This is a genomic window from Paenibacillus sp. LjRoot153 (assembly GCF_964253085.1).
In the GTDB taxonomy this organism is placed as follows: domain Bacteria; phylum Bacillota; class Bacilli; order Paenibacillales; family NBRC-103111; genus Paenibacillus_E.
In genome coordinates, this window is the sequence record NZ_CAXUQH020000001.1 from 4625515 (window position 1) to 4638308 (window position 12794).

The 12794-nt window shown below is 43.0% G+C and carries 15 protein-coding genes and 1 riboswitch; of the genes, 3 read left to right on the forward strand and 12 right to left on the reverse strand.

The annotated features are described in order from the left end of the window. Positions 1-5: 5 nt before the first annotated feature. The 5 genes from ACSQ8P_RS19845 to ACSQ8P_RS19865 all read right to left on the reverse strand — a co-directional run bounded on the left by ACSQ8P_RS19845 (position 6) and on the right by ACSQ8P_RS19865 (position 4866). Positions 6-1178 (reverse strand): alanyl-tRNA editing protein, encoded by a 1173-nt coding sequence (locus tag ACSQ8P_RS19845; protein WP_436236760.1) that lies wholly within the window; start codon positions 1176-1178, stop codon positions 6-8. Between the two features lie 25 nt (positions 1179-1203). Further along, positions 1204-1536 carry a low molecular weight protein tyrosine phosphatase family protein gene (locus ACSQ8P_RS19850; protein WP_436236761.1) on the reverse strand — a complete coding sequence of 111 codons (333 nt, stop codon included), beginning with the start codon at positions 1534-1536 and terminating at the stop codon, positions 1204-1206. A gap of 24 nt (positions 1537-1560) precedes the next feature. Beyond that, positions 1561-2142, reverse strand: a complete 582-nt coding sequence (locus tag ACSQ8P_RS19855) for a YdeI/OmpD-associated family protein (protein WP_436236762.1) — start codon at positions 2140-2142, stop codon at positions 1561-1563. Positions 2143-2201: 59 nt separating this feature from the next. Beyond that, a complete protein-coding gene (locus ACSQ8P_RS19860) occupies positions 2202-2651 on the reverse strand; it encodes an NUDIX hydrolase (protein WP_436236763.1) in 450 nt (149 codons plus the stop codon). A 103-nt stretch (positions 2652-2754) separates the two neighbouring features. Beyond that, positions 2755-4866 (reverse strand): glycoside hydrolase family 52 protein, encoded by a 2112-nt coding sequence (locus tag ACSQ8P_RS19865; RefSeq protein ID WP_436236764.1) that lies wholly within the window; start codon positions 4864-4866, stop codon positions 2755-2757. A gap of 175 nt (positions 4867-5041) precedes the next feature. Here ACSQ8P_RS19865 and ACSQ8P_RS19870 point away from each other — a divergent pair, with 175 nt between their 5' ends. After that, entirely contained in the window at positions 5042-5941 is a 900-nt protein-coding gene (locus ACSQ8P_RS19870; protein WP_436236765.1) for an AraC family transcriptional regulator, read from the forward strand. Positions 5942-6044: 103 nt separating this feature from the next. Continuing rightward, on the forward strand, positions 6045-6674 hold the full coding sequence (locus tag ACSQ8P_RS19875; RefSeq protein ID WP_436236766.1) for a sugar phosphate isomerase/epimerase family protein: 630 nt from the start codon (positions 6045-6047) through the stop codon (positions 6672-6674). 217 nt (positions 6675-6891) lie between these two features. Here ACSQ8P_RS19875 and ACSQ8P_RS19880 read toward each other — a convergent pair whose 3' ends face one another. From ACSQ8P_RS19880 to ACSQ8P_RS19895, 4 genes are all read right to left on the reverse strand, one after another. Further along, on the reverse strand, positions 6892-7296 hold the full coding sequence (locus ACSQ8P_RS19880; RefSeq protein WP_436236767.1) for a group-specific protein: 405 nt from the start codon (positions 7294-7296) through the stop codon (positions 6892-6894). A 26-nt stretch (positions 7297-7322) separates the two neighbouring features. After that, positions 7323-7790 (reverse strand): SRPBCC family protein, encoded by a 468-nt coding sequence (locus ACSQ8P_RS19885; protein WP_436236768.1) that lies wholly within the window; start codon positions 7788-7790, stop codon positions 7323-7325. 37 nt (positions 7791-7827) lie between these two features. Beyond that, positions 7828-8289 carry a hypothetical protein gene (locus ACSQ8P_RS19890; protein ID WP_436236769.1) on the reverse strand — a complete coding sequence of 154 codons (462 nt, stop codon included), beginning with the start codon at positions 8287-8289 and terminating at the stop codon, positions 7828-7830. A 109-nt stretch (positions 8290-8398) separates the two neighbouring features. Beyond that, positions 8399-9049, reverse strand: a complete 651-nt coding sequence (locus ACSQ8P_RS19895; RefSeq protein ID WP_436236770.1) for a CAP domain-containing protein — start codon at positions 9047-9049, stop codon at positions 8399-8401. A 5-nt stretch (positions 9050-9054) separates the two neighbouring features. Then, positions 9055-9190, reverse strand: a riboswitch (cyclic di-AMP (ydaO/yuaA leader). Between the two features lie 213 nt (positions 9191-9403). On the opposite strand from ACSQ8P_RS19895, the gene ACSQ8P_RS19900 reads away from it, so the two are divergent. Further along, positions 9404-10810, forward strand: a complete 1407-nt coding sequence (locus tag ACSQ8P_RS19900; protein WP_436236771.1) for a hypothetical protein — start codon at positions 9404-9406, stop codon at positions 10808-10810. Positions 10811-10877: 67 nt separating this feature from the next. Here ACSQ8P_RS19900 and ACSQ8P_RS19905 read toward each other — a convergent pair whose 3' ends face one another. The 3 genes from ACSQ8P_RS19905 to ACSQ8P_RS19915 all read right to left on the reverse strand — a co-directional run bounded on the left by ACSQ8P_RS19905 (position 10878) and on the right by ACSQ8P_RS19915 (position 12718). Further along, complete coding sequence (locus ACSQ8P_RS19905) at positions 10878-11306, reverse strand: DUF4362 domain-containing protein (protein WP_436236772.1); 429 nt, start codon at positions 11304-11306, stop codon at positions 10878-10880. Positions 11307-11424: 118 nt separating this feature from the next. Beyond that, positions 11425-11880, reverse strand: a complete 456-nt coding sequence (locus ACSQ8P_RS19910; RefSeq protein ID WP_436236773.1) for a hypothetical protein — start codon at positions 11878-11880, stop codon at positions 11425-11427. Then, entirely contained in the window at positions 11867-12718 is an 852-nt protein-coding gene (locus ACSQ8P_RS19915) for a hypothetical protein (RefSeq protein WP_436239565.1), read from the reverse strand. The genes ACSQ8P_RS19910 and ACSQ8P_RS19915 overlap by 14 nt, the downstream gene beginning before the upstream one ends. Between the last annotated feature and the right edge of the window lie 76 nt (positions 12719-12794).

Consider the following 12794-nt stretch of genomic DNA (forward strand, 5'->3'; position numbering starts at 1 on the left):
CTTCCTTAATTCCCTCTCAACTGCGCTACCGCAAACTTATAAAAGTCCATAGCATCCTCTCCACTGGAGAACCCCGCTTGCGCCATTTTATCACTGCCGCCACCTTTGCCGTTGAAGCTTCCTAGATGAGCTTTGAAGAAGGCTCCGCAAGATTGTGCATATTGGCCATTGTGAGCAAAAACAACTTTGTTCTCAGAAGTACTCATGAACAAGATTGGCAAATCGGTCTTCGAAGCAACCTTCGTTGCTAAACTCTGCATGTCCTTCAAGGATTTATCGTTGAACTGGTGTGCAATAGCATCCAGATGATCTACCAACAACTCCTGTGCCAAGTACTCATCTAGTTTCTCTTTTAGCTCAGTTAACTCTGTTTGAACCTGTTTGTGCTCAAGCTCCCACTTCTCGATGCGATCCATGATTTCATCTTTGCCTGTATTAAATTTGCTAGACAATGCCCCTAGAATTCTCACATTCACGTTAAATTCGGCCAACGCACGAAAGCCACATAGGAAATATATCCGTGTGTTCCCTTTTTGCTTCTCTGCTTTCAAAAGCTTAATCATCCCGATTTCGCCAGTTGATGAAACATGTGTACCTCCACAAGCGTTATATTCCACGCCATTGATTTCTACAATCCGAATGTCCTTCGTCACCTTTGGCTGTTTGACAAGCGGCAGCTGCGCTAACTCCTCAGGTGTTACGAGATAGCTGCTGATCGAGCGATTCTCGTAGATCTTACGGTTCACCTCAGTCTCAATCACAGCCAGTTTACTTGGTTCAAGATCCAGCGTATCCACGTCGATCGTGCAGTAATCCGTCCCCAGATGAAAACTCACAGTATTAGCCTCAAACAGCTCTCGGCATACGGCCGAAAGCAAATGCTGGCCGCTATGCTGCTGCATATGATCGAATCGGAGTTGCCAGTCTATTTTGCAATTTGCGCTCGTTCCTTCTGGCATCCGATCTAGTTTATGCAGGACTTCGTCTTCTTCCAGAAATACGTCCAAGACAGGTATTCCGTTAATCTCACCGGCATCACAAGGCTGTCCACCTCCATGCGGATAAAACGCAGTCTCCTCCAAGAGGACATAGATACCATCCTCCCGTTCGATCTTTTCAATGATCGTTGTTTGCCATTCCTTCAAATAAGCCGTTTCGTAATAAAGCTTTTTCGTCATGATGTTCGTTTTCCTCTCTGTATATCTATATCTCAATATGCTCCGATACTCTCGCTTCCAAAATTTCTATTAATTCTTCATCCATGTATTGATAATCATCAGGTATATCCAAAATAATAATTTGCTTATTCGCGATTTCCGTATGAAATTTATCTTTTAATCTTCTCATATGCTTCTTTTCCATCACAAATATTAAATCTGACCAACCAATATGGCCTTCCGTCACTCGAATTCTTGCGCCTTCTTCTGTACCTGCGGATTTAACTACGTAATCATTTCGCTTATCAAATATTTTCTCGGCCGTTAAGCTTCTCCATTTGTTTTTACTACAAATAAATAAGATCTTCGTTTCAATCACTCCCGATTGGAAATACGTGTAAATCTAAGGATAAATCTTCTCCCCATTTTCAAGCATTAAAATAAACTCCTGAATCCGCTTCACACGCGTTTCTTGCTTCTTGGCCGTATGAATTCGGAACGTGATCGCATATTTATTTTGCCGATCCAGCGTTTCATAGAAGGCCTTCGCCATGCTATTCCTCTCCAATTGCAAAGCAAAATCCTCCGGAATCGTTGCATGGCTTTGCGGTTCATAAGCTTTCTCCCACTGCCCATTCTTCTTGGCAGCTTCAATCGCCTTCATACCGGAAGGTTTCATTCTTCCATTTGCAATCAGAATCTCTGCCTTATCTTTATTCACTTTGGACCAGATGCTTCTGACACCGCGAGGTGTAAAACGTTGAAGCCAAATCTGCTCGTCCGCTTTCTCTTTCTGGCTATCAATCCACCCATAGCATAACGCGCTCTCGAGCGCCTGATCGTAGGAAACCGTTTTTATTCGAGCACCCTTTTTTGCGATTTGCAGTCGAATGCCTAGAGAAGTGTTATGATTTATCGCAAGCCACTGTTCAAAAGCAAGTTGATCTTCGAAATGCAGCTGTGGTAATTCGTTTTTACTATTCAAAAGTTTCGCCCCCTAGTTGTTCAAACAAACCAATACATAACCAAATCTATACGCTTTCATTATACATTCATCTCATCCTCTTCACCTAGGAATCCCAAGATTTCAAGCGCCATTTTCAAAATCCCCCGATTATTCTCATAACCGTTCAGATTGTGTTCAGTCCAAGCATCAGCCGCATTGTGCCACTCTACTCCCCGAATTTCCTCTGTTTGAGCTTTGAGCTCACCGCTGAGCGCTTCAACTAAATAATAATGTGTTTCCTTCTCCACTTGTCCATATTCCGTGTGCTCGAACTGATAATAATTGATGGTAAGCGGTTGAATGATCTTGCCATCAATATTGGTTTCTTCTTTAATTTCTCGAAGCGCCGCTTGCTCAATCGTCTCCCCAGTCTCCATGCGACCTTTCGCAAAAGCCAGCTTACGATAACGATCAACAATTAGCATAATTTGAATAACATCGCCAATTTGTCGATAAACGACACCGCCTGCAGAGATTTCTTTTTTCATATGTTCAATTACCTCCAATCGAACAAAGCTCATCCCTTCCATTTTACAAATAGTACCAACAAAAAAGCAACCAAAGCGAATAGCTTTAGTTGCTCGAATGTGATTATTTCGTTTCTTGCAGCCATAAAATGCTCGTAACACCGCGCGGGTAGTACTTGCTGCCTGTAATCTCACCGGAAATAATTTGGTCACTCCAACTCCAAATAGACAAGGTTGGGTGCGTCAGCCAATCAACATGTGCTGCATCCGCTGCAGCTCCCGTTTCATCCCAAGCCAGACCCAAAATTTCACGTGCTACGAATTGGCACAAATATATTTTGCTTAACCAGGAGTTATTACTCGTAGAGGAAAGCTTCCAGCCGCCATCAGCGAATAGGCAAGTACCTTCAACAAGCACAACATCCAGATGCTTTTTCAAAGCTTCGATATAAAAGCCGTAACGACCCTTCACGTCTAACGCAGACTTATTGCCTGTAAAGTATGGGAATACCAAGCCTTCGATCGCTGGAATGATTTTGGAATCATTGCCTTCACCGACTACAGCTGGAATGTAACCTTCTTCCGTGACAAATGACGTAACCGTTTGTGCGCACTTCAAGGCCTGCTCACTCGCGATCAGAGCCAGATCTTCTCTGCCATTTTGAGCGAAAATAGTTTCCATAGCTACGTAAGCTGCCCAACATTTGCCCGCCATATAAATATTGTTACGGGATTGTCCTAACGAGACGTCTAGGCTGTCATAAGTTGTGATTTCTGCTCCACCCATAGTGCGCGTGCTGTCTAATGACATAATCCCATTGCGCAGTTCTGGATTCGGGTGATCGCGATGGAGCATACTCGTTAAACATTTGTCAAAAATCGCGAGATTCGCTTGCAGCCACGCTTGATCATCGGTATGCGCCACATAGGTTGCTCCGCATAATGTCCAGTTAACCAACTGTTCATGCGTCATATGGGAGAAACAGTCATCCAAGCCGTAAAGCTCATAAGCAGAATAACTAGGACGTGAAAGTGTATTCGCTACCCCCATATCATGCGTAAAGGAAATACCACCGGGGTATTCGGTAGGGTCGCCAGGGAAACTAACCTTATCTTCATAACTGTACCGTTTCACGAACATATCCAGCTCATTACGTACCGTCCATGGATTCACTGCCAGCTCATAAAATAACTGATCAACTGTCAAATCGAACGTGTTCATCATCCGATATTCGCCTTCATTGACGATCCAGAATGGCTCATCATCCATATCGAGAAGCTGTGTATTTCCGTTATAGCTGCGGATAGCATGCGCAAGCATAAACTTCTGATCAGCCGACAAGCGTGAATTTTCGATGTTAGCGTCTGAGCTTAGAGCAAGTGCAGTTAGCTTATCGAAATTCCCCAAAGCGTAATCAGCAACAGCTTCAATATTTTTGAATAAACGTGCGTACGTATAGGATGCATCACGACCCGCAGTCACAATGCCTCCGCGATGGAAACAAATTGCGAATTCATACGAGCGTTTCTCACCAGCAGGTGTATCTGCGAACAATGCACCAACGGTACCGAGGCCGAAGGTCAAGTTTTCTACAATTTTCATTTTCAAAATATCTTCGATACTAAAGTAAAGCCCTGAACGTACTTCAGGATCTTTGGAAACAATCGCTGTAATTCGGCCTTGACCTACTCCCGCGGCACCTTCCATCGTATCATCTAACCTGCGCATCGCACTGTATGGATCTGTTCCCTGATAACCGAAGAATACTCTTCTAGATGCTGTACCTTTGGTATTGTCCACGGTAATCTTAGCAAGAACAGCTGGGACGAGAGCTAAACGTAACGCCTCTTCACTTGCTGTTGTTGGATCAGGTACAGACTGTGCTGGGGAAATTAGACTGAATTCCAAATCGCCAGCTTTCCACGTATCTGTGCTGACTTTGAATTCTCGTTGAATCTCCTCCTGTGCAAAAGGGAATACCGTCTTCTTTTTATTCGGCTTCGGATCCGGATTTTCAATATCATAGCGTTGACTCTCATCTTCAACGGAATACTCGAAGAAAGGCAGTGCATCGTACTTACCGCCTTGTGCAGATTCTAACCCAATATATATATTTTGCTTTGGCGGACGCGCTTGTTCTAGATCGAAGCCTCCGCTTTTGCCTGGAAATCCAAGTGTAAAACTTGCAAATGCGCCAACTGGCGAATGGTGTGCGTTGAAAAATTGATTTTTCATATCAGGATGATGCTCCTCTCTTTCATTTGCCCTTATTATACAATGATCAAAACCCTGAACCCATGGGCAATACGATCTTTCATTTGGACAAAAGAAACATTTGATTCCACGCTATATAAGTGAGATAGTTATTGTATCAAATACCTAATAACCTTTTTATAAGGAGTCGTTATACATGAAAGTCTTTCAACAAGAATCCTTACCCTCTGGTCTCGAAAATGTCGTTCATGGCGGCATGCTGCCCGATGTGCAGGCATCCTTCAGGATTTTTGCCGCGCATCTTCGCAAGGTTAACGCGCAATGGTCATTTCCTGAGCATCAACATCCAATGTTTGAGCTGAATCTTGTCGTAGACGGCTCCCAACGTATGCGTGTTGGCGAGAAACATGTTGTACAAAAGCAAGGCGATTTGGTTTGGATACTTCCGAATGAAGTACATGCAAGTTTAGGCGCTGTCGATGGCAGTATGATGGAATACGTATGTGTGCATTTAGAGGTGACCGATCCTTGGTTTCGTCAGCAATTAAGTCAAATTGGACAAATTGTTCACCCGTCTGGAAGCAAAATGGAGAGCTTACTCCGCCCCATTCTTATGGATCTCGCGCAAATAGCCAGAGAAAACACCTCCAGCGGACTGAGTCTGAAGCTGCAGACGATGCATGCTTCATTTCGTATTTTCACCGCGCTAAGCGAGCTACTACTAGATGAATCTATGGCTTCTAACCCGCCTAACGCCGATTCTGGTTTAGCTGCTAAACTGGCAACACTAATAGAACATCAAGCTTCTACGACATTGAAGGGACATGAACCTTTCCGTATAACGACAATTGCCAAGCAGCTCGGCTATAGTCCCGCTCACTGTAATCGTGTTTTTCATAAAGCTTATGGGGTTTCGCCTCGTCATTATTTAAGTACAGTCAAGCTCCGTCAAGCCAAGCTCATGCTCATGGATCCAACGCTTTCTATCGAGCATATCGCCGAACAATTAGGTTACAAAGATTTGTCGCAATTCAGCAAACAATTCAAACGATGGACGAATTTGTCCCCCACTGCTTACAGACATCTCTCATGGTGAAAATACGTTGGGTATTTCTGAAGAAACGATAAGCTTTGAAATCATCTCCAGTTCTATACTCATAGATATGTCTATGGATGCTATCAGATAAGGAGAAATGGCTATGAAATTAAAAGGATATAAATCCTTATGGGAATGGAACGGAATCTGGGAGGGGAAATTGGAGCAAATCGCAGAGGCAGGTTATTGCGGTATCGAGTACATACCTCCTTCCGACCCTAAGGATGATCGTCAGTTTCGAAAAGACTTAGACGACATGAACTTGTCGTTCATCGCACAAGTGGTGACGCGGGGCCCGAATCACAGTCAATCTTTCCGTGAGCAGGTGCTTCGTGCAGCTGAGCTGCGACCTGATCTGATCAATTCGCACAGCGTTGCCGATCGGATGACTGCTGAGGAGCAGTTGCGTTTTTTCGAAGAGGCGCTGCGTGTAGAGCAAGAGATCGGGATTCCGATCGCGCATGAAACGCATCGCGGGAGAGCTTTTTTCACGCCGTGGCAAACGGCGGCCGTGTTGAAGCAGCTGCCGGCGCTTAAGATTGGCGCCGATTTCAGCCATTGGTGCGCAGCCTGTGAAAGCATGCCGAGTCCGAAGGATGAGGACGTCCAGCTGAGCTTAGCGCGCGCGATCCACATTCATGGGCGCGTCGGGTTTCCGGAAGGTCCGCAGGAAAAAACGAGAGCCAATGATGGAGAGATGTGTCATGGGCTTCCGTTTTTCAGTTTTATTTAAATATCTAGTTTTTTGATCGTAACGGAGCCAGAAGACGCTATTTGCAGCAAAACGAGCTAAAATAGTATCGAAAGGGAACGTCAGTACGCTAATCACTCGAAAACCGCCAAAAAAAACACGAAAACGGACAAATAGCGCACTAACATTTCGTTAGCTGCCAAAGCTAGCATTTTACTTAGAAATAGCGTACCTAGGTTCCCTTACAATTTCAATTAGTCTACCCTTTGCTACTTAGATCGCAACTTCTGTTGATTGTTGAAATCAAATCGTCTATCGTTCCGATGATTTTTTGCACCTCTGGGAGTTGATAAAACGCACTCGTTTTTTCTATATCATTCATCTCATCGTTAGCAGAATACATAAAAATAGCCTTCCCTGCTCCTAATGCAAGTCCTAACTCGACATGGCTTCCCTTCCCCGCGGGCAGCATGATGATGAATATCTCTGCACGCAACACGGCTTCTTTCTCTTTCGCACCGATTGCCGCAAGCTCTTGTAGCGTACCAATGCCAGAATGAACCGTCCTATCGAAGGTTTGAATATATCCTCTCGACTTCAACTGCTGCGTGACATTTCGAACATTGTCGATGTTCTTGAAACTAGATGCAATATAGAAATTCAATTGGCTCTCCCTCCGTTATTGCTTCTTTATTGCTCTTTTACTTGTTTTTCAGCTAAAATCTTCAATTGCTCATTCCGATAGTTCAAAAATCGCATCATATATCTTTTCAATACAACCCTCTCAACGATCCAGCCGATCCAGCCCAGAGGAGCCTCAAAACTTAACGTATCTTTCATCAAGGTTCTATCACCTAAATCAATAAATTCGTGTTCATGCCTCATACTTTTGAAAGTACCCTGCAGCATTTCATCAACAAAGTGGTAAGGTCGAACATATTTCGATATGAGTGAAGTGTGTTTTTGCCTAATTAAGAAATGTCTCGCCTCAAAAGTAACCGTTTCCCCGCCACTAATCATGCCTGTTGTTGTTCCAGCTATCGCTCGTTCCTTGGTATGTGGCCAGACAGTCTGCGTATGTATATCAATACTCGATGCCATGTCAAAGCAAACATCAATAGCTGCTTCAATTTCGATCTCTGTGAATATTTTAATCACGATGTGCACCTCTTAGGAACTATGTCATTTTTACAAGTCACTTTGCTCCCCGTTTTCTCCACTCTTCTAACGTTAAAATGTTTCCCGTAATCACATCTTCCACAAGTATCTCTTTCATATCCTCACTTACATAAAACGTATTCCACCTTACAACATGATCACTAAAACTCTCTCCTATGTACATATCGTAATACTTTCCTGGCCGATCTAAGACACTTATTAAACCATCGCTTAAAAAAAGTACTTTGGATTTATTGGTTTCTATCATTTGTTTATACTGCCTAATTTCAGGCACACTCTGCACGAGAAAATCCATAATTTCTCCAACTGACTTAGGTTTCTCATTGGTTACAATTTGTGGTGCAGCGCTAGGCTGAGCTGGTGATATGCTAACGGAATTAGCAATTTGTACCGATTCGGTTGGAATATCTGACGATTCACATGCGGTTAATCCCATTATGACAATGATTGAGATTGAGTGGAGAATGGATCTATTCATTGTTAACACTCCAATCCTGTGGTTGGTTTCAAATTCGACGTGCACATCCGATCTCCTTCGACATGATATAAAAAAACAGCCTCCCTAAGGGAGACTGCGCTGTTAATTCTTAGTTACTTATAAACTCCTGAACCCACTCACCGTTATAATAGGCGACGCCTATTTGTGTGAAGTTCGGGCTTAAAATGTTTTGACGGTGACCTGAACTGTTCATCCATGCTGTCATAACCGCTTCAGGCGTTTGTTGACCCTTAGCGATGTTTTCACCCGCGTAGGAATAATGAATGCCATAAGAGTTCATCATATCAAAAGGTGAACCGTAAGTTGGCGATGTATGATCGAAATAACCTTTATTGTACATATCTTTCGCTTTATCCAGCGCCATCGCGGTAAGTGCGCTATTGCTGGTCAAAGGCTTCAATCCAGCCTTCGTTCGTTCCTGGTTTACTAAGGTAATCACTTGGCTAGCAAAAGTGGATTGTGTTGGTGTTGGCGTAACCTGTGGTTTAGTCACAACAGTTGTACCCGTGCTTCCAGGAATGTTGAGCTTCATCCCCGACCAAATTATATTCGGATTGGCTACCTGTGGATTCGCTTTGATCAGCGAAGTAAGGCTGACGCCATATTTCTTAGAGATTAACCACATGGTATCGTTGCCTGCTACCGTATGCGTTCCCGTAGCAGCCCATGCTGCGTTCGCCCCCATCAAGACGCTCAAACCTAATGCTCCCGTAACTATAAGCTTTTTGTAACGTTTCACTATAAATCTCTCCTTTTTGCGGCCTGCGAGGTTAGCTGTCGGATTCGGATCAAAGAGTAATCACCCGGCCGCGCAAAACGCGACTTCACCCCAAAGGTTGGTTCCCCCGTGCTTCAAATAAAGCTTCGGCCTTCTAAGTTTTGGATCCAGTTTGGATCTCAACGATTGTAACATGGGATACCAGTGAGATCATGACTCAAAATTTACCATCCGAATCACGATCTGGATATATACTCTTTAAACATACAACTTTTCCCATCATCCTGCGTCTAATCAGTAGCAATACTAACTTAGAAAAGGGTGATTGTTTTGAAGAAATTTGCTATAAAATGCTCGTTTGTCCTACTCGGATTGATGTGCGGGCTGCTACCGTTACCTCCCCAACAGGCATCAGCAAGCGTATCTGTGAAGGCATCTCTACCCTATTTTCCAATTCAAATCAATGGTCAAGACATGGACATCACTCATAGCCAATACCCATTTCTGTTGTATAAAGACATCACTTACTTACCCATGACGTGGAAAAATTTCCAAACACTCGGCATTGAGTATAGTTGGAGTGAAACGGATGGATTGCAGATTTGGTCAAATCGGAACTTTCCTCCACCTATTCATCAAGCTCCACTTGAACAGGATCTAACATCCAAGAGTAATGCAAGCAGTTACTTGGTCCAAGTTTCCGATGTACCCATCACGATGAATCAAACAGAAATCAATAATAAAACGGAGCCCTACCCTTTTTTAACCTATCAAGATGTGACTTATATGCCCTTGACTTGGCGATTTGTTCATGATCTTCTTCAGATTGATATCGGATGGAGTGATGCTGAAGGACTATCGCTAGTAGGCGGGCAAAATGCCATCTATTCCATCATCGGTGACGATGATAGTTCATTATATTTCTACTCCCTGCTTTCCGCGGACCCTGCAAAGTCAATGCTAAAAATGGATAAAAGCAACTATCAAATCGAATGGAAAAACAATGAAGAAAAAGATCAATTTATCAAAGGCCTTTCTACTCCTCCACACCCATTAGCTGGTAAACCAGTAGAGTTGGTGCGTAAAGATCGAGATTTATACTATGGCAATATAAAAGTGTATACACTAACAGACTCCGATGTATGGGAATCGGCAGCCTGGGGAGCACCCGTCCATACGTACACTGTATTTTCTGCTGGCGATCAACGGGTGATCTTATCTATTAATTTGACCTTGCCAATTGCCGCAATTGGTCCAAATTATGGCACCACATATACGTTTCTTATTCAAGACGGAAACGTGACGCGACTCCATGATTTCAATCAAAAACTAGACCGCGTCATACCGAATCCGGATGGTACCGTGTGGATTGCCTCTGACAGATTACCTAGTCGAAAAGACTATATTGCGGGTAGTGCCCGCGTTGGCTTGCTAGACCCAAATGGTACTGTTCATATGGTGAACGAACTGCTTCATGAATCGGATGTAAGGGCATTAGGTTTAACCAACCCTTCATTGCTAAGTCCTGAAGCCAAGGATGGAAGTCTTTATGTCGTACTTAATGGTATCTCGAATAAGGATTATGCTGCGCAAGATACGGCTGGAATTTATACGCTGAATACGAAATTAGAAACAAAACGCTTATCCAACTATATTTTTGGCGACTATTATTTGGATAAGAACAGAAACATTTTCATCAAGCATCGCAACAATACGATTGAGAACATGTCTACGGGTGAGATTCGAACGTGGTTTGATTATGAATTAGCTAAAATGAAATAAGAATACGTGTGTAAATGAGAAGAAAGAGGCTATTGGATGGAGATCCATTAGCCTCTTTCTATGTCGTCTAGTTCCCCGTCCCCGCTACTACAAAGCTAAATGTTTGCCCGATGGAGGCATCCTTACAACCATCCAGCGTATAAGAAACTCCCCGTTCCACTTTCGCTGAACTCATTCCTGTGCATTCCGTTTTCAGTCGTTTGCCATCCCCATGTTTATCTGCCTTATTATTATAGATGTAGGAAATCTTATCTTGGTTGTAAGCCAAATTATAATAAATGGGATCCCCTTCAATTGTCATTTGCGTAATCCGAATTTGACTCTCAATATGGCTTTCAACATTCTTTAAAAATTGATTGAATCGATCTACATTGATAATTCTTCCATGAATATTAATAACGTCTCCTTTTGTGGTCGCTTTATCGATGTCGTATTTCTCATTTGAACATGAACTTAGCAAGAGTATACTAACAAGTAAAATAAGGCCACGATTCATCACCTTCATCCCCTATTCGTTCTGTCTACTTGTTTGACGTATACTTAACTGGAAATGTTGTGCAATTTATGCAAAAAAAAATAAGCTTGAAGTTTCAAGCTTGTCACATGATCTCCTTTTAAAACTTGCCAACGGATAGCGCTTGGTATTCCCACAAAACATGCTTTACCTCTTGAAATCGTTCCTCTTGGCACTGGATAATGACAGCCAGCTCGGGTAATCGCTCTTTTTTCCGAATCACATGTTTAAGCAGCTTGGTTTGTATGAAACGCGTGAGGTAATACCCTGTCATAAATCCACAAATTGCACCTATAACTCCCCAAATAATGGGACCCAAATACAGCATAAAGCCCAAACTAATCCCTATGACAGCGAATCCCGTGGATGTTGCCATGCCAACCTCAAACGCCAGCATTTTCTTATTCGGATTCGAATTGTAATTATGATCAGGTATTTCCATATAGTTATCCATCATGATGGTCATAATTTCATTTCGCGGTAAACCCATTCTTTCCAGCACAGCTAGGGCTTCTTCCACCTCGATCGAATGCTCAAATGTACTAATAATCAACATGCGTGGCATTCTCCTTCTCAAACAACTGGATTGGAAAATGAGGGTACTTCTCTGTTAAATACTGCTTCTGCTCGATTCGAAAAAGTCTGTTATGATCTAATGCCGTCATATATGCATCATAGATAGCGCCACAGACAACTGAAGGCATAAATAATAGCCAATGTGGATTTAAAAGTGCTGTTGATTTGCTCAATTTGCCAAGTATTAGATATAGAGCCGCCTCGTGTGATCGTGACATGGTCATATAAATAAACCACCAGAACACCCCATAGAAGCCTAAGGCGAGTCGGTTGTTATATAGTTGGCCTAGTCCAGGAAAAATAAAGGAACAAAACATAGCAGCTCCAGGTCTCTTGAAGCTTATATTCGCAATCGTCCAAGGTTTAATTAGATTGGAAGTAATTCTGGCTCCCTCAAGCTTGGCCAGATGGTATTGCTTATTCGCATCGAGCGCTTTTATATAACTATCCCATATCGAGAATAAATAGACGATTGCATAGGCGAATGCCCATCTTGGTTCGAGAACTTGTTTAGCCAATTCGAATTGCCCACTGAAGGAATAATAGATCGCCTCATTGACTCTGGCAAGTGAATTGATGGTCACTTCCCAAGCTGACAGCAGAAATCCGCGAATAAATTGATGGAGCAGGAAATGACCGAATCCTGGAAAAGATGCTGACCACCACGCTATAATCCTCGGATCCTGCCAGCGCAGGCTGCTTAAACCGTCTTTACTTAATAAAGCTTGCTGCCTCCGTGGCGACCGGGGTTGTAAAGAGCTCAAGTTCGATTGATTCTCCTTATCGATTGGTTTAATGAACGCCATTGTCACCTTCATCAACACGTGTTTTTAACAAATATGCCCAATTTTGCAATCATTTAATACTAATCAGAAAAAGCACGCCTCACTACTA